The organism is Acinetobacter minutum, from assembly GCF_035916735.1.
Taxonomy (GTDB): domain Bacteria; phylum Pseudomonadota; class Gammaproteobacteria; order Pseudomonadales; family Moraxellaceae; genus Acinetobacter.
In genome coordinates, this window is sequence record NZ_JAQIHG010000036.1 from 1 (window position 1) to 16,767 (window position 16,767).

At 43.3% G+C, this 16,767-nt stretch carries 12 protein-coding genes and 3 pseudogenes; 8 read left to right on the forward strand and 7 right to left on the reverse strand.

Going from position 1 to position 16,767, the window contains the following annotated elements:
- Positions 1–309 precede the first annotated feature (309 nt).
- The 3 genes from PAE54_RS11200 to PAE54_RS11210 all read left to right on the forward strand — a co-directional run bounded on the left by PAE54_RS11200 (position 310) and on the right by PAE54_RS11210 (position 3,316).
- The gene (locus tag PAE54_RS11200; RefSeq protein WP_326519496.1) at positions 310–1,263 is read left to right on the forward strand and encodes a hypothetical protein; all 954 of its coding nucleotides are present in this window, start codon (positions 310–312) and stop codon (positions 1,261–1,263) included.
- Between the two features lie 4 nt (positions 1,264–1,267).
- Positions 1,268–2,140 carry an arginase family protein gene (locus tag PAE54_RS11205; protein WP_326519497.1) on the forward strand — a complete coding sequence of 291 codons (873 nt, stop codon included), beginning with the start codon at positions 1,268–1,270 and terminating at the stop codon, positions 2,138–2,140.
- Between the two features lie 261 nt (positions 2,141–2,401).
- Positions 2,402–3,316: a cation diffusion facilitator family transporter gene (locus PAE54_RS11210; protein ID WP_326519498.1), complete on the forward strand. Its 915-nt coding sequence runs from the start codon at positions 2,402–2,404 to the stop codon at positions 3,314–3,316.
- Here the strand turns inward: PAE54_RS11210 and PAE54_RS11215 are convergent.
- The 3 genes from PAE54_RS11215 to PAE54_RS11225 are packed head-to-tail and all read right to left on the reverse strand — an operon-like array spanning position 3,294 to position 6,467.
- Positions 3,294–4,028 (reverse strand): ABC transporter ATP-binding protein, encoded by a 735-nt coding sequence (locus PAE54_RS11215; RefSeq protein ID WP_273777950.1) that lies wholly within the window; start codon positions 4,026–4,028, stop codon positions 3,294–3,296. The two genes, PAE54_RS11210 and PAE54_RS11215, sit on opposite strands and share 23 nt — an antisense overlap.
- Complete coding sequence (locus tag PAE54_RS11220; RefSeq protein WP_326519499.1) at positions 4,021–5,244, reverse strand: ABC transporter permease; 1,224 nt, start codon at positions 5,242–5,244, stop codon at positions 4,021–4,023. Before PAE54_RS11220 ends, PAE54_RS11215 begins: the two co-directional genes overlap by 8 nt.
- A complete protein-coding gene (locus tag PAE54_RS11225; protein ID WP_326519500.1) occupies positions 5,241–6,467 on the reverse strand; it encodes an efflux RND transporter periplasmic adaptor subunit in 1,227 nt (408 codons plus the stop codon). Before PAE54_RS11225 ends, PAE54_RS11220 begins: the two co-directional genes overlap by 4 nt.
- Before the next feature lie 588 nt (positions 6,468–7,055).
- Between PAE54_RS11225 and PAE54_RS11230 the strand changes: the two are divergent.
- Positions 7,056–7,227 (forward strand): annotated as a pseudogene (locus PAE54_RS11230) (IS30 family transposase); the annotation flags it as partial.
- 129 nt (positions 7,228–7,356) lie between these two features.
- Positions 7,357–8,334, forward strand: coding sequence for a Fic family protein (locus PAE54_RS11235; protein WP_326519501.1), 978 nt, complete (start codon positions 7,357–7,359; stop codon positions 8,332–8,334).
- Between the two features lies 1 nt (position 8,335).
- Here the strand turns inward: PAE54_RS11235 and PAE54_RS12460 are convergent, their stop codons facing one another.
- Positions 8,336–8,512, reverse strand: a complete 177-nt coding sequence (locus PAE54_RS12460; protein ID WP_442784400.1) for a transposase — start codon at positions 8,510–8,512, stop codon at positions 8,336–8,338.
- 113 nt (positions 8,513–8,625) lie between these two features.
- Here PAE54_RS12460 and PAE54_RS11240 point away from each other — a divergent pair.
- Both PAE54_RS11240 and PAE54_RS11245 read left to right on the forward strand, forming a co-directional pair.
- A pseudogene (locus PAE54_RS11240) lies at positions 8,626–8,903 on the forward strand (helix-turn-helix domain-containing protein).
- 186 nt (positions 8,904–9,089) lie between these two features.
- On the forward strand, positions 9,090–12,437 hold the full coding sequence (locus PAE54_RS11245) for a DEAD/DEAH box helicase (protein WP_326519502.1): 3,348 nt from the start codon (positions 9,090–9,092) through the stop codon (positions 12,435–12,437).
- Positions 12,438–12,453: 16 nt separating this feature from the next.
- Here PAE54_RS11245 and PAE54_RS11250 read toward each other — a convergent pair whose 3' ends face one another.
- Both PAE54_RS11250 and PAE54_RS11255 read right to left on the reverse strand, forming a co-directional pair.
- Positions 12,454–13,749, reverse strand: a complete 1,296-nt coding sequence (locus PAE54_RS11250; RefSeq protein WP_326519503.1) for a type II toxin-antitoxin system HipA family toxin — start codon at positions 13,747–13,749, stop codon at positions 12,454–12,456.
- Positions 13,746–14,054 (reverse strand): helix-turn-helix transcriptional regulator, encoded by a 309-nt coding sequence (locus tag PAE54_RS11255; protein ID WP_317030305.1) that lies wholly within the window; start codon positions 14,052–14,054, stop codon positions 13,746–13,748. The genes PAE54_RS11250 and PAE54_RS11255 overlap by 4 nt, the downstream gene beginning before the upstream one ends.
- Positions 14,055–14,412: 358 nt before the next feature.
- Between PAE54_RS11255 and PAE54_RS11260 the strand changes: the two genes are divergently transcribed.
- Positions 14,413–14,976 (forward strand): recombinase family protein, encoded by a 564-nt coding sequence (locus PAE54_RS11260; protein ID WP_326519504.1) that lies wholly within the window; start codon positions 14,413–14,415, stop codon positions 14,974–14,976.
- A 485-nt stretch (positions 14,977–15,461) separates the two neighbouring features.
- On the opposite strand, the pseudogene PAE54_RS11265 reads toward PAE54_RS11260, so the two are convergent.
- Positions 15,462–16,727, reverse strand: a pseudogene (locus PAE54_RS11265) (TonB-dependent receptor); the annotation flags it as partial.
- Positions 16,728–16,767 lie beyond the last annotated feature (40 nt).

A 16,767-nucleotide genomic window follows, 5' to 3' on the forward strand; every position in this document is an offset into this window, starting at 1 on the left:
ACCACTTACCCAAGTTACGCCTTAAATTTGGCTCAATTAGGGGCGCTTTGCCTTTCAAATCTTTGTGCAACAAAGCCCATCCATGATATTTGTCGTGGACTCAATGAGCTGAAATTGACTCAGGCAGAGGATTTAAATTCACTGAGAATGAGATCTAAATAAGTCTTGTTTATGTGGCGGTAATATTAGTTGAAGGCGAGCTGTTTAAAATAAAGAGCAAAATTTGAGTGTGACCAAACAAATATTATTTTAAATATCAGCTTAAATATGTTTAATATAGAACACCTTACAAGAATTATACCTGTACTGATGCAAAGCTTAGACCACGAAATCGTTCAACTCTTTCAACAACATCAATATCCGCTCTGTGAAAAACTGACTGAAATGCTGAATGAGCATTTTTCGCATCAAACTGAACGACGTGGTTGTGGTTTTACGCAAGCGACTCGGGTACTGGCGGATTTTATTAATCTGCCTCGGATAGCGAGTGAATTGCATGATTTAAAACTGTTTAAACAGACCGAAGGACAAGTGCTGAAAACCCTGCTCAAGCAGACCCCGATTCAAGATTGGCACAATCTAGACCAGAACCCTGAGGTAGCGGTGCTGGTACAGCATAATCAGGCTGATTGGAACTCGGCGTTAATCCGGGAAATCGAGTTTCAAAACCAACTGCGGCAATTGGCACAACAGGCTGAAAAAGAAGAAAGCCGTTTATTTATCCAAATGCTCGCAGATATTATTCTGCCGAAAACACCTTTGCTAACCAACTTGGTTGAATTGCCGACCTTGGCTGAAAAACCCAAAGTTGGTTCCTGCCCAATGGCCGAGAATTTTTTCTTAAAAATTGCACATGGACGCATTTTAAGAAAAGGTCAGGTAAATATTATTGTTGATCAGCATTATCAGCCGTTATTGCTGGAAAAGCTGAATATGGGTGATGACCATTCCTGTATCAGTTTAAAGCCGGTGTTGATGAATGGGGTTTGTGTGCCTGCAGGTTCATTATTCTCTGTACAGTACGATGCCGCGGCCATTCAAAATAAAACTGAAAATCAGCATTTACCTGGTTTTGTGATTCCCTATAGCGAAATTCCCGGATTTTGGTATTTACGTTTAACCACGCTCGCGGTTTCTCCAGAAAATCGTGCACGTACCTTTAGCACACATTTCCAGCAGCAAATCGACAATGGCTTATTTAGCCCGGAATCAACAATGCTGCAACAACTTGCCGACATCGCCTCAGCGCAAATTCGGAACTAAACCCATGTTACAGGTCTGTTATTCTCCGCATTATTATGCAACAACGCATACCAACAGCATGGAAAAATTAACCGCTGTGGCCAAGGCCCTAGAGGCCTCTGGTGGTTTTCAGTTTCATGAGCCAGAGCTGATTGATTTGGACTTGCTCAAACAATTACACGATCCCGCCTATGTCGAGGCCTTTGATACTGGAACACCGAGAAAATTAGCTACGTTTCAGGGTTTTAAACAGTGGAATACGCAATTAAGAGATGCCATTTACCGGATCAATGCCGGGCAGATTCAAGCGGCGGAGCTGGCCTGGCAACACCGGATTTCTGCGAATATCGCCCAGGGATTTCATCATGCGCAATATCAATGCGGCGTTGCCTTTTGTACCTTTAATGGACTCGCCCTGATTGCCCAGCAGTTTCCGCAGAAAAAAATCTTCGTGTTGGATTGTGACCAGCATGGTGGCGATGGGACGGCAGAATTTACCCTGAGACTAAATAATCTATTTAATTTCAGCATCTTTGCCTTGGCTTCGGGTTGCCGCAGTTATGAGCGTGCGCTGACACGCCAGATCCATAAACAGCATGGTAATTTTGCACAATATCGTGACGCGATTATTGAAGCGTTTGACCGCGCGATGGCTTGGCAAGCCGATTTAATTGTCTATCAGGCCGGCATGGACTGTCATCAGGATGATCCCTGCGGTTCGTCTTGGTTCAGCTCGGAATATATCCGCCAGCGTGATGAACTGGTCTTTCGATTGGCCAGGCAGCATCAAATTCCGCTGATGTTTGTACTGGCTGGTGGTTATCAGGATCTAGCCACTTTGACCGCCCTGCACACGGAGACTTTTAAAATTGCTTATGACGTTTATTATGCTGGGTAACCTGATTTTTTAATTGCATAATCATCACGTCCAAATAGAACTAAAAAATTTTAAGCCAGCATTAAGTGCAACCTTGTATCATAAAATTAAATTTAATCCTGATAAAAATAGGACGCTTGCCATTTGAATCACCGCTTTTATTTCTAATCTGGAAGACGTGAGCAAATGGCTGGGAAGAATTTATCCACTGGTTAGAGAAATCTCGATCCATTGTGGTTAATCTCCCCGATTCCTAAAAGTTTACTAGCGACTGGAGCAGCCATGTCTGTACAGCATTTCGATGACGATACGCATGAAGATGATTTAATTAGTCCCGAAGAACGTGCCCGAGCTGCCAGCAAAACCACCTGGGTCAGTGTTTTTGTGAACCTGTTTTTGTCGATCTTCCAGATTGTGGTGGGGATTTTTGCCAAATCGCAAGGTTTGATTGCCGATGGTATCCATACCTTAAGTGATTTGATCGCCGACTTCATCGTACTGTTTGCCAATCATCACAGTCAAAAAGATGCCGATGAGGATCATCCCTTTGGTCATTACCGCTTCGAAAATGCCGCGTCTTTTATTCTGGGATTACTGTTGCTTGGGGTTGGCGTGGGCATGCTGGTGGTGGCCACGGAAAAAATTCTGAACCCTGAACAAATTCCTAAGGTACAAGCGGTTGCCTTATATATCGCGATGTTGGCTTTGGTCGGCAAGGAATTCCTGTTCCGCTATATGCTAAAAGTGGCCAAGAAAGTCAAATCCAGCATTCTGGTGGCCAATGCCTGGCATGCACGCTCAGATGCGGCTTCCTCGCTGGTGGTCATGGTCGGGATTGGCGGCAACCTGTTGGGTTATCCGATTCTGGATCCGATCGCGGCGTTAATTGTTGGTTTGATGATTATCAAAATGGGCTGGGAATTTGGCTGGGAAGCCTTAAGTGATCTGATGGATCGTGCCGCAGCGGAGCATGAAATCCAGGCCATTGAACAGACATTCCTGGCGACAGAGGGTATTCTTGGCGTGCATAACATCCGTACCCGTAAAATGGGTGATATGATCATCGTGGATGCTCATATTGAGGTCGATGGTACACTCAATGTGCGCCAAGGCCATGATATTTCAGTGAATGCAAGAAACCGGGTGATGCAGCAACACCGCGTGATTGATGTGATCACCCATATTGATCCGGTGTAGCGATTGCATTATTCAGTGTATCGCTCTGGATACGACCATCCACCAGATGGATAGTGCGATCACAGGTGGCAGACAGGCGTGGATCATGGGTTACTAAGAGTACGGCACAGCCACGTTCTTCATGGACTTTACGGAACAGTTCAAACACTTCTGCTGCGGTTTGAGTATCCAGATTTCCAGTAGGTTCATCGGCCAGCAATAAGGCCGGATCGGTGATCAGCGCTCGGGCAATCGCGACGCGCTGTTGCTGACCGCCAGAGAGTTCATTCGGTTTGCGATCCGCAAACTTTTCTAGCCCCACGGCGGCCAACAAAGCACGAGCTTTGTCCAAGGCAGCTCGATCAGGTTTGCCATGTGTCAGCATCAATGGCATCAGCACATTATTGAGTGCTGTAAAGGCCTGGATCAGATGATGAAACTGAAAAACAAAACCAATGCTGTGTCCGCGTAGAGCTGTACGCCCTGCATCATCCATTTGGCTGGTGGCCTGGCCTAACAGATAAAGCTCACCACTGCTCGGCCGATCCAGTAAACCCAGAATATTCAACAAGGTACTTTTACCCGAGCCGGAAGGGCCAATCAGGGCGGCAAAATCACTGCGATCGATACATAAATCAAGGCCATGCAAGACCTCAACCTCATTGGGCTGACCAATATTGTAAGACTTGCGCAGCGCCTCCAAGCGCAGAACTTCATGGACAGGATCAGACATGACGAATCGCTTCCACAGGATCGAGTGCTGCCGCGCGGCGAGCCGGTACAGCGGCAGCTAAGACACCGGTGAGTGTTGCCAGTAGCAACGCCAGCAGCACCAGTTTGCTCGACACGGGAATATAAAATAAACCCGGGCCGAAGTGATTAAACACCCAGACCAGTGCATAACTCACGGCACTGCCCAGCACCGATCCAAGCAGGCCAAACATGGCCCCCTGAAACAGGAAAATGCGCAAGATTTGCTGTCGGGTTGCACCCGTCGCTCGCATAATGCCAATTTCCCGGGTTCGTTGCACGACACTGACCGATAAGACACTGGCAATGCCAAAGGCCACCGAAATGGCCACAAAGACAATAATCATATTGGTCGACAGGCTCTGCGCGGAAATTGCATTCATGAGCTGTGCATTGGTTTTGATCCAGCTTTCGGCTTGCAGAGAAGTTAAGCGTTCGACCTGTGCAGCAATCTCGTTGGCTTGAAAGATGTCGGCAACGGTCAGGTCGATGACCGTAACCCCGCCCGGAAGACTGAGCAGGGATTGTGCCTGTTTCAGGTCCAGATAAACATAACGTGCATCCAGTTCACGCACACCGAGTTCAAAAATCCCGGCAATATTCACCACGGCACTGTTTTGCTGGCCAGTATCCAAGCGTAGTTTGCTACCAACCTGCACACCTAAGTCATCCGCCAACTGGCTGCCAATTAGCACGTTGTCCGCACCTACACGCAGCTGGCCACTGATCAGATAGTTTTTGAGCGGGATGATCTTCTGATAACGTTCTACATCAATCCCCACCAGCGCGACGGATTCCAGAGCATCACCGCGCTGGGCAAAGGCTGGACCCGAGACCACGGGAGAGACCGCGGTGAGTACCGGCAGCTGATCGAGAGTGGCTGTCACTTGTTGCCAGTTGTTGATTGAACGCAGGCGCTGCGCGCGTTTATCTTCCAGCACTAATTGTAAAGTGCCGGGTTTGGCCGGGATGACCTGATTCACCTGATCCGGAGACAGCACGCGGATATGCGCCTGCGTACCCAAAGTGCGCTGGATAATATTCGACTGCAAACCCTGTATTAATGCGGAAACAAACACGATCACGGCGACACCCACGGCCACACCCACCGTGATCATGATGGACTGTGCGCGTCCCTCGCGTAAGAAACTGACTGCGATGGTCCATTCAATCCAGAGTCGTCCGAGTAGTTTTTTCAATCGAATTTCACCGGTAGTTCATTTTTGCTATCTGCATCGGCACGCGCTGCAACGGGGATTTTTTCTTGTTTGACCCGTACGCGAGTGCCCTCCGCAAGTGAGGTGGTTGGGGTGGCCAGAACCTCATCACCAGATTTTAAGCCTGCAATCACTTCTGACATCGCCAGACCGCGTAAACCCAAGGTGATGCGCTGGCGCTGTATTTTGCCCTGGCGGACTAACAGCACAGTTGCCTGGGTACCTTGCACATCGGTTAATGCATCATTCGGGATCACCAGCGCCCGTTCACGTTTAGCTGTTTCAATATTCACTGAAACAGTCATATCCTGACGTAAAAATTCAGGGACGGGATTCACCGCTAGACGAACTTCCACGGTTCCACGCTGCGGATCAATGCTTGGTGCAATAAAATTGATCCGTGCGGGAAAAGGCTGATCGGGATAGGCATCCGCGATGACGCTCGCCGGCTGCTGTAAGGCAAGCTGCGGTAAATTGCGTTCATCGAGCGGTACACGAATCTCTGTATCCCCTGTTAAAGCGATGGTCAGCAGGGTCTTGCCAGGCTGAACCACATCACCCGGTTCGACATGGCGCGTTAGGATGGTACCGGCCGTTTCGGCACGAATTTGGGTTTTTGCCAGTTGGGCTTGTAATGCTGCCAGACGTTCACGTAGTAATCTCTCCTCCACATTGCCAGGTGCCAGTGCAGTCGCTTTTAAGCGTGCTGACTCGAAGTTATTCCGCGCTAGGCGTTCGGCTTTTTCTGCTTGTTCCCGCATTTCAGCCGAGACGATGCCGGGTTCAGTAAGATCACGTCTGCGGTTGGCTTCCCTGCTAGCCTGTTCCAGTTGAGCTTTGGCATTGGCCAAGTCCACTGCAGCCTGAGGACGCCGGTTGCTGGTGAGCTCGGCCAGTGCAGTCTCAGCCTGTCGAACCTGAGCCGTGATTTCATCCGATTTCAGGACCAAGAGCAGGTCTCCTTGTGCAACCCGATCACCTTCCTGTACAAGCCGCTCAAGTACCACGCCTGTGATTTCACTCCCCACCTGTGCACGGGCGACCGTTGAAACGCGTCCTGTGGCCACTACTGTTTGTACCAGAGGCATTGCGCTAATACGATAGCTTGCCACCAGAGGACCTTGCCACCAGCGAAAAACTGCAAAACCTGCGATGAGGATAAGTAGGACAATTATCGCGATATATTTGTAGTGGATAGTGCGCAATCAGCTTCTCCCGTTTGGATTAAAGCTTCGGATTTCGGTGAACCAAATACAGCTTGTTGGTATTTACTTGATATGGACTATAAATGTTTATCGAAAGCTCTGACAAGAGATTTAAACTTTGCAATCCTGCTGTTTGAAATTAAGGCGGATCAGCAACAGTAATTTATAAGGGAACCATATTTTTTATCTAGCATCCCAACCTTGGCAAGAGTCACCGACATAAAATACACTAAATAACATAATTGGTATTTTAATAAACCCTATATATAACAGTTATATAGGGTTTTTATTTTGTGTGGTGTAATTTAAGGTAGGGTGGGGTACTTTGATTTTTGGTCACTAATTCTGATGTGGTAATCAACAATAATAACCAACATAAGACCCTCTTCTGTTTTTGTATAATTCGATTTTTTATCTTTTGATAAAAATTGTTTAGCTGTGGAATCCTGGATTTGGCAAGCAGCAATAGTCAAATGCATTGATGAGTGATCGGTTTTTATTCTTTAGTTGAGAAGGGGTTTGTTGCATAAACCTGTCTGTATTAATAGCCATACAGCAGTCGCTGCTAATGATTCATGTGAGTTTGCAAATGAAAATACTAATGGTCTGATCAGACAATATCTGCCAAAATCTTCATCGTTTGATCATGTTTCAAAAGAGCGGATAGAATCTGTGTTGAACAATCGCCTTAGAAAGTCACTGGGCTGGTATACACCCAATGATATTATGGCTTTTGTATACTGTTGCTCTTGCCGCTTGAATCCGCCATTTATAAACATGATTGCAATCAATTTATTGAATTTTTTAGTTCCTGAGTTTAAAGGACGCTTAATTGCTTGGGGTGAAAGCTGTGATTTCATTCTCAAATGAATTTACAGGAGTAGCCACTATGAAATATCAACCGCCTTATACCATCACCTCAAAAATCATTCATCTGATTGCTCAGATTAGTGAGAATATTGGGCGTTTGACTATTTTAGAGGAAATTCAGGACAGCTTAAAACTGAGAAAAGCGAATCGTATTCGTACTATTCAAGGTTCTCTTGCAATAGAAGGGAATACGCTGAGTACAGAGCAAATCACGGCAATTCTAAACGGTAAGACAGTGATTGCACCTCCGAAAGAAGTTCAGGAAGTGCGTAATGCCATTAAAGCCTATGAAGCATTTCAACAATGGCAGCCAAGCCAAGAAGTAGACTTATTGCAAGCACACCAAATTTTAATGACAGGCTTGATTGATGAAGTCGGTCAATATCGTCATGGTGGTGTGGGCGTAATGTCAGGTGATCGAGTAGTACATATGGCTCCACCTGCCAATCAGATCAATCGGCTCATGGTTGATTTACTCGATTGGCTGAATGACAGTGAAGAGCATCCACTGATCCAAAGTTCAGTATTCCACTATGAATTTGAGTTTATACATCCATTTGCAGATGGTAATGGGCGGATGGGAAGATTGTGGCAAACACTAATACTGAGTCAATGGAATCCTATTTTTGCAAATATTCCTGTTGAGAGTCTGATCTATCAGAATCAAAAAGCCTATTATGAAGCTTTGCAGGCGAGTACCGAGCAGACTGATTCAGCACCATTTATAGAATTCATTTTACAGATGATTTTAGATGCAATACTGAGTTCAAATTACACCGCTCAAGCTAGCGTACAAGTTAGCGATCAAGTACAGCGTTTAATTTCAGCATTAGGACAAGATGATTATACCTTAGCTGAGTTGATGCAATTGGTCGGTTTAACCCATCGAGCAACATTCCAAAAGAATTACCTGAATCCTGCAATAGATGCGGGTTTGATTGAGCGTAGCATTCCAGACAAGCCAAAAAGTCCGAAGCAAAGGTATCGGCTTAAGTAATTCATGTATAGCTAAAACTAAATAAACTATCACAATGCTTTTTGAATAATTCATCAATGTCTTTGATTCGAAATTTATTTCTAATCGACTTTACTCGTGACCACATTTTTTCAATAGGTTTTAAATCCGGACTGTATTGAGGAAGCCAAACAATATAATGACCTGCACAGCGTACCAATTCCTACCAAGGGCTTTTAACCCAGATGAAATCTATCGGGATAGATGATGAAATTCTAGAAAATTGTGCATATCGCATTGAAGGTATTTGCGCACAATTAAAGGAGATTTGTTATGGATAAACATTTTACTCCCCTCTCTCAAAAGAGCAAATTAAAAAAAGACAATATGTCTTAGAAATGATTCAGCTTAATCCAGACTGGCCGATACATGTCATTGCAAAATTCATTAGAACAGAGCTGCATCTGACATTACATGAAATGTCCAAGATCACTAAAATTTCGCTTCAAACTTTACAGAAACTAGAGCGATCAGATGCAAATCCAACTCTAGAAACAATGCTAAAACTTTTGACCCCATTTGGTTTAAAATTAACTGTTGTGAAGAAATGATCACTTTCTATCAGGATATTTTCGACCTCAATGAACTGTTTAACTTCTCGGATTTGATTGTCTTTACTCACAATATTCCTATTGAGTGAGTCGAATCTGTGCTCAGGTTGAGCAGTTCGGCTACTGTTTCTGACATGACAGCTTTGTCCGTTATAATTGTATAAACATTTTTAGTGTCTGGTAATTATGTCCTTATTGATCAATTTTCTATCTCGTTTTAGTACCGCAACTATTCAGCGCAGTCTGAGCTATGCTAAACACATTGATAGGGAAACGGTTGAGTTCTTTGAGGAAAAAGACGGTGTCACGATGTATGCCCAAATTGAAGGGACAGATTATTACGATACTGCGATTACCTATGATCCCCAAAAAGACCGTTTAATCGATGACGACTGCACTTGTCCGGTTGGATATAACTGTAAACATGCTGCCGCTTTAGCACGGTTATTCTTTCAGGAATATCGCCTGGAATTTCAGCAGCGTTATGCTGAATCTCAATCTCCACAGGGAATCGCAAAACGCCAACAGGGGTATGATCAGGCGCAACGCTGGTTGAATGATTTTAAACGGTATTTACAACAGACTGAACCTGAGCAACCTGCCAAAACAAACACGTGTTTAATTTATCTGTTAAATCAGTCTGTCAGCTCAAAGAAATTGACCCTTGTGGTGCAGAAGGCCAGACGCAATAAAAATGGCTCGATTGCCGGTGAAAGTGATTATACGCAATATGAGAATATCACCAGAAAGCATCTGACTTTACCTGAACAAAAACGGCAATTATTTAACCAGGTTTATTATTACGCCAAAATAAACAGCGACGAACGCTTTTATCAGAGCAATCTTGATATCTCCGGGATTTCATTGGAGCACTTCAAATCTTTTATTCAAAGTGGCGATGTTTACTGGCAAAAAAAGAGCCATGCTGCACTTCAATGGTCAGAACAAGGCTACAACATCGAATTTAGATGGGAACAAGGTGTCAAAAAACAGACTGAGCATTTAAATATTGAATTGGTCAATGGTGATATTCGACTCGATTTAAAATCAAATCCACATATCTACATTCTTGCTAGCCAGCCACCATGTTATGTCGATATTCAACAGAACACGGTGGCCCAGTTATATGGTGAATATACGGCAAATTTGCTCTACCATTTTTTACAGATGCCTGATCTTCCATCTACGCTCTTGCCAGAGTTTGAGCAACTGACTCATCAATATTCAGATGTGGGGAACCTGCCTCAGCCCGAGTCTATTCAGAGTGTTGAGGTCCTTGCCGGTAGCCCCCAGCCAATTTTACGCTTTGGTGTTTTAGATAAATTTGATTGGAAATTAGAGGAGTCTGTTTGTGCTGAAATTGAATTCTCCTATGCAGGTGGGCGAATAAAAGCAGGTACATCAGGTGACAGTTTTATTGGTGAGCAGCATGGAAAAATGGTGCGACAGCTTCGGGACTTAGTTCATGAACAACAGGCAATCCAGCGTTTACAGCTGTTGGTCGAATCACTGGAGTGGGTGAAAGATCTTAGCTATTACCAGCAATTAAAACTTGATAAACAACGTCTCGATTCTATGGTTTTTGCTTTCTATGGAGACTGGATCAGGCAACTCATACCCATCAATCAAATTGAATTGATGGGGTGGCAGATAGAGCATCTGGAAAACAGCCCATTTAAGCTGCAATATGTTGAAAATTTAAATATTTCCATCACTGAATCTGAAAGCCAGCAGGACTGGTTCAATATCGGGGCGACCGTTCAGGACAGTGCAGGCAATTGTTATGATTTGCTCGATGCAATCGTAGCTTTGGTGCAAGAACATCCTGATTTACTTGATCCGCGGACTTTTAGTCATCTGCATGACAGTCAAATTTTCACCCTGAAAACTGCAGCGGATCAACCCGATTTGGCTCTATCCGCCAAGGACATTAAGCCGGTATTGTTGCATCTGCAGAGCATTTTACAGCAAGAAGAGCGTAGCATAGATCGCTATGATGCGAGTCAACTATTAGAATTACAGCATAATCTTGGGATGGTGTGGCAGGTCAGTGATCGCCTGCAGCAATTTGCGCAGAAATTCAAACAAGGCTATCAGCAACAATTGCCGACACCAAAAGGTTTTCAGGGGGAATTGCGTCCATACCAGCAGCAGGGCTTAGGCTGGTTACAGTTTTTAAGGGAAACCCAGCATGGCGGGATTCTGGCAGATGATATGGGCTTGGGCAAAACAGCACAAACTTTAGCGCATTTGCTCATGGAAAAGCAGGCTGGACATTTGCAGGACAGCCCCGCCTTAATTATTGCGCCAACATCGCTGATGCATAACTGGATCAAAGAAGCGCAGAAATTTACTCCCGATCTCAAGGTATTGCTGCTACAGGGGCCCGACCGCCATCAGTATTTTGAGCAGATTCCGCACTATGACATTGTGTTAACCACCTATCCGCTCTTGGCGAGAGATGAAGAACAACTGAAGCAATATGAATATCATCAACTCATTTTGGATGAGGCGCAGAATATCAAAAATCCGCGTGCCAAAGCTGCACAGGTAGTACGGCAATTAAAAGCACGACATCGTCTGTGTCTAACCGGTACCCCGATGGAAAATCATTTGGGTGAATTGTGGTCTTTATTTTATTTCCTGATGCCAGGATTTTTATATTCACAAGAAATTTTTAATAAAAAATACCGTCATTCTATTGAAAAAAGGGGTGATCAGCAATTAAGGCAAAAACTGGTCAATCGGATTAAGCCCTTCATTTTACGTCGCTTAAAAACTGAAGTCGCCAAAGAATTGCCAGAAAAAACCACGATTGAAGTCAATATTGATATGAATGAACAGCAATCCAAGCTATACGAGGCTGTTCGCGCCACGATGCAGGCAAGCATTCAGAAAATTGTGGCAGAAAAAGGCTTTAAACGTAGTCAAATTCAAATTTTAGATGCCTTGCTGAAGCTACGTCAGGTATGCTGCCATCCTAGTTTGCTGAAACTGGATTCAGTTAAAACCGGGCAGGCACACTCTGCCAAACTTGAACAGTTGATGGATATGGTCGTTCCGATGGTGGAAGAGGGAAGAAAAATTCTCATCTTTTCGCAATTTACTTCGATGCTGGAATTGATTGAGCAGCGACTCAAGCATGCGGAAATTGACTATGTGAAACTGACCGGGAAAACCAAGAAACGAGATGAAGCTATTGCTGCATTTCAGTCTGGACAAGTGCCGGTGTTTTTAATCAGCCTGAAGGCGGGAGGGGTTGGCCTGAATTTGACCGCCGCAGATACGGTCATTCACTATGATCCATGGTGGAACCCTGCTGCTGAAGATCAAGCTTCAGATCGTGCATGGCGAATTGGACAGGACAAGCCTGTATTTGTATATAAGCTGATTACTAACCAAAGCATAGAAGAAAAAATTATTGCTTTGCAGCAAAATAAAGCAGAACTGGCACAGTCTATTCTAAGCACCGATCATGAGGGCGAAGCAAAACTTACGGAAAATGATGTGATGAGATTGTTTGAGAAATTTTAGCCTTTTACAGGTTCCCCTAATCATCTGTAAGTATCTGAAAGTCTGGATGCAATTTTTTCCAATGTTCTCTTAATTTTTCTTTATGAGCAGAAATCATAGGTAAGTCTAGTAATAGCGCTGGCCATACTGAGCGTGCTTTGTCCATGATCGCGTGAAGTTGTTTTTCAATAACACGCCATGGAACACCGACTTTTTCAGCCCACTGCTTAAAATGCTTCATCTCGGCTAAATACCAATCTTTATTTTTGGCAAGATTTAATGCGAAATGACGCTCATTTTCAATATATACACTGGTCATTAATATATCGTATGCGGGTGATAATCTTGGTGCACTTTTATCGTAATAAATCATACTCCAGTTTTTTAAGTGCGCATCTCCATTGGCGAGTAAAATATTGATGAGTAAGCGGCTAGCAAGTTTCTGAATATCAAGAATTTTGTTATCTGAAAATTGATAAATGATCTTTCCTATCTGCTCATAATTTGTGGTGCTGTATTTCTGCTGTGGATATGCGCCGAAGATCTGAGCAAAGTCTTCGATGTGAATAAGCTCTGTAGTATCAGCAGTACTCTGTCTATCGAATCTTTTGATTGCAAAAGCATATTGCTCTTGGGGTAAATTTAATGGTGGCAGGTCTTGTAAGAGTGCCATATCTACCAAGCGAATCTCAGGGACATCTATTCCGACCATTTTGGCAAGGGTCATCATAGAATATTCATTTAGCGGAACAAAAGCATGTCTGGAAGAAGGAGTTTTGATAATCCAGTCCCCGAGTAGAGCCGTTTCCGCTTCCGTTGCCTGTGCTAGTGTAAAACGCCCATCTTTGGCTTTCATGGAAAACTTCATTTGGACGCCGGCCAAGGAAAACTTATTATCTGTTCGAATCTCTTGCTTTAAAATCTGATCTGGATTCGAGATCTGCAGTTTGAATTTTATTTCATCTGGAATTTCTTGTGGATCTAATGGGGTCGCAATGAGTGCTCCAGGTAAGTCATGACCTAAAGCTGCCAATAACTGAAATTCATTGTCTATATGTATTTTGAGGCTTTGTGCAATCAGTTCACGTAATGCACCTTCTGGTAACAAGTTTGATAGCAAGGGGTGTAAGCGCTGATGTGTAACATAGGTCTTTTCTAAAATCTTATCCGCTTGAGGATACAAGGGAGAAGTAAGCAGGCTCAAGGTCGGGCGTTGCTGATCAAAGCGGAAAGCATCTGTAAAAACCAGAATATTTTTTCCGCTCTGAAATCCTGCCAAGTATCCAACGACAGCGTGATGTAATGTTAATTTCAGGACGGCAACAGTATTCATGGTTCCTCTTCTCCGAGAAGACCCTTCCATGGGTTGGTCATTAAGTCATCCTGATCTTCAATAGTGACTTTAATTTCATCATTCAATAATTGTCTGATCAAATGAACCTTATCATCAGGGATGAGCATCAGTTGAGCATTTAATCCTGCCGCGATAATTTCTAAGGTCTCTAATCGAGGATTGCCCTGACTTTCCAGTTTTTGGTACTGCTGTCTTGAAATGCCTGTACGGGATTGCATATCAATTTGCTTTAAGCCCAATAGGGTTCGTCTTTTTTTGATTTGCTGAAGTAAAGATTCACTCATTGTAGACACATTGGTTGCTTTTAGTTGTTATGGGAAACATATTAGTTTCTTTTTTTAAAAAAAGCAATTGATCAAAAAGCTACTAAGATGGTGATAAAGTGATCGTGGATTGAGAGCATTTAAGGTCAATTGAGACCATTTTTATTGTCGTGGGCACGCGGTCACAAAATTACAGGTGGACTGCCACCACTCTCCTAGACAAATTTCGTTATATTAGATAATACCCTAAAGTAACACTGACAACACCCCAGAATTTATGTCTCATTTAAATAAAATTTATCCATACGTTACATGTAACTTTTAAATATAATATTCATTATTTACAATAAGCAGAAATAAGCGTCTGGTAGGGTGCAAGATGAAAGGTCATAAGGTGGGATATGTCAGAGTCAGTTCTGTTGACCAAAATATTGGACGTCAACTTGAGGGAATTGAGATCGACCGGGTTTTTATCGATAAGGCTTCTGGAAAAAATACTGCCCGCCCGAAATTTCAGGAAATGCTGAGCTATGTTCGTGAAGGAGACATGATTGTTGTTCACTCTATGGATCGTTTTGCCCGGAGTTTGAAAGATCTAGTTACTGAGGTTGATCAGCTTGTAAAAAGGGGAGTCGCTATCCAGTTTATCAAAGAGAACATTACCTTTACTGCTCAGGCCACTCCGATGGATAACCTGATGTTGCAGCTCATGGGTGCTTTTGCACAATTCGAGCGGGAAATTATCTTAGAACGTCAGAAAGAAGGAATTAAGATTGCAGCAGCTCAGGGCAAATATAAAGGTCGTGTCCATAAATTGAACCCCGAGCAGGTCAAAGCCTTACGACAAGCTTGGGATGAAGGGAAGTATTCGTCCAAAGTTGAACTAGCAAAAGCATTTGATATCAGCCGGCAGGCTGTGTATAGGTATTTGAAAAGAGAATAAATGAAATCAGCCTCGCAGATTGGTGGCTATTCCTTTATTGTTTTGGATGCTACTACAGCCATCGGCACTCAGAATTAAACTAAAAACTCAGTTATAAACACACTTTATTGCCAATTGAAGCTGTGATTTAAGCAATTTCGACAGTTTCAAAAAGAGAAAATGCTATCTCAGATAGACATTAGTATTATTTGTGCAATTTAGTGTTAACTAGTTCTCATATTTATGAGTTATAGTGATTTTAGTCAATTCTCCACAGGATGACTTTTTTCATGTTTTATAGCCTGCAGCTTCCCCAAGATGCAGGTTTTTTTTACTTACAAATCAGCTAAGGAAATTGTGCAGATTCAAAATGAGGCTGTTTCATGTCTAGGATACTGGGAGCAGTCCAATTCGCTGTTGCTGCTGGCCAATCCAGTTGGGAAACAAAGCCTTAGTAGCCTCCCTTATAGATGACATCATCATGATGCCATCTATGCACTGACCAACTAGAAACGATAACGTACAGCTAGTTGAGCATTTATCGGATCACCCATCATATTGGAATCATTTCCCTCACTATGTCCTGAAACAAAATATTCACGGTCTAACAAGTTGTTGAGGTTCAAGGTTACATCATATTGATCTGTCTTATAACCGACTGCTGCATTGAAAACTGCATAACCTGGCAATACATTTTTATTGTCAGGTGAGCTAAAACGTGATGATTCTGCTCGGCCACCAACTGCTGCAAACCACTGGTCATCAAGTTGATACTTTAACCAGAGATTAGCTGTATTGTTCGGTGTTAAAGCAGCATGTTTACCGGCCAAGCCTATCGTGGATTTTTCGATCTTTCCATCCATGTAAGAGTAGCCAGCTAATACAGAAAGTTGTTCAGTCAGCTGGCCACTAAAGGAAACTTCAACACCTTTAGTTTTTTGTTCACCTGCCAAAATGGCAAGAGGAGGATTACTATTGGGAATTTTATTTTGAATATTGGTTTGGCTCATTTCAAACAATGCCAAGGTCATATTCAAGCGATCATTTATATCCCACTTTGTGCCTACTTCAAGATTTTTTGTTTTAGTTGGTTCTAAGTCCGAACTGTTTGTATAAAACACAAATGAGTCAGCAAGGGGTTGGAACGACTGATTATAGGAGGCATACAGAGATAAATTGGAGGTCGGTTGGTACACTAAACCAAGACGTGGCGATAGCGTGTGATCAGTACGCTCAATGCTGCTATTATTTTTTTTATCATGACGGTATTGCGACAAATCATCATAACGCAAGCCTGCTAATACCTTGATCTGGTCGTTCAAGCTGATCAAGTCTTGCACATAAACGGCATAATTTTCAAATTCACTATTGGTATTTACTCTAGGAATAGCTGAAGTATTTATTGGTGTCCAGTACGGCAACACAGGATGATATAAATCAGTCGTGGTTGTAGCACCTAGCCAGAATATTTCGTCTTTGTGCTGTTTGCTGTATTCTGTTCCCACTAAAGTATCGTGTTTGATATTACCGGTCTGAAAAACAGTGGAAAGTTCATTCTGTAAAAAGACTCCATCCTCATCGCGCATTCGTTTAATCTGACTGAGTTTTACCTGAGCCGATGCTGGGCTAGAGTTACTGTATTCACGGTCTAAAGAATAATTGTAGTGTCGGGCTACACCACGATATTTGACTTGGTCATTAAGTTTGTGTTCTAAGGTGACCGTCTGGCTAGACATGAACCGTACCGGGTTTGTCGGAGACTTTTTATTTAAGTTAGGCCACCTGACCTAATGGGTTAATTTTATCATAGTA

Coding starts and splice junctions, on each gene's coding strand:
- PAE54_RS11200 (WP_326519496.1), top strand. CDS start 310: ATGCAAAGCTTAGACCACGAAATCGTTCAACTCTTTCAACAACATCAA.
- PAE54_RS11245 (WP_326519502.1), top strand. CDS start 9,090: ATGTCCTTATTGATCAATTTTCTATCTCGTTTTAGTACCGCAACTATT.
- PAE54_RS11255 (WP_317030305.1), bottom strand. CDS start 14,054: ATGAGTGAATCTTTACTTCAGCAAATCAAAAAAAGACGAACCCTATTG.
- PAE54_RS11260 (WP_326519504.1), top strand. CDS start 14,413: ATGAAAGGTCATAAGGTGGGATATGTCAGAGTCAGTTCTGTTGACCAA.
- PAE54_RS11215 (WP_273777950.1), bottom strand. CDS start 4,028: ATGTCTGATCCTGTCCATGAAGTTCTGCGCTTGGAGGCGCTGCGCAAG.
- PAE54_RS11235 (WP_326519501.1), top strand. CDS start 7,357: ATGAAATATCAACCGCCTTATACCATCACCTCAAAAATCATTCATCTG.
- PAE54_RS11205 (WP_326519497.1), top strand. CDS start 1,268: ATGTTACAGGTCTGTTATTCTCCGCATTATTATGCAACAACGCATACC.
- PAE54_RS11250 (WP_326519503.1), bottom strand. CDS start 13,749: ATGAATACTGTTGCCGTCCTGAAATTAACATTACATCACGCTGTCGTT.
- PAE54_RS11210 (WP_326519498.1), top strand. CDS start 2,402: ATGTCTGTACAGCATTTCGATGACGATACGCATGAAGATGATTTAATT.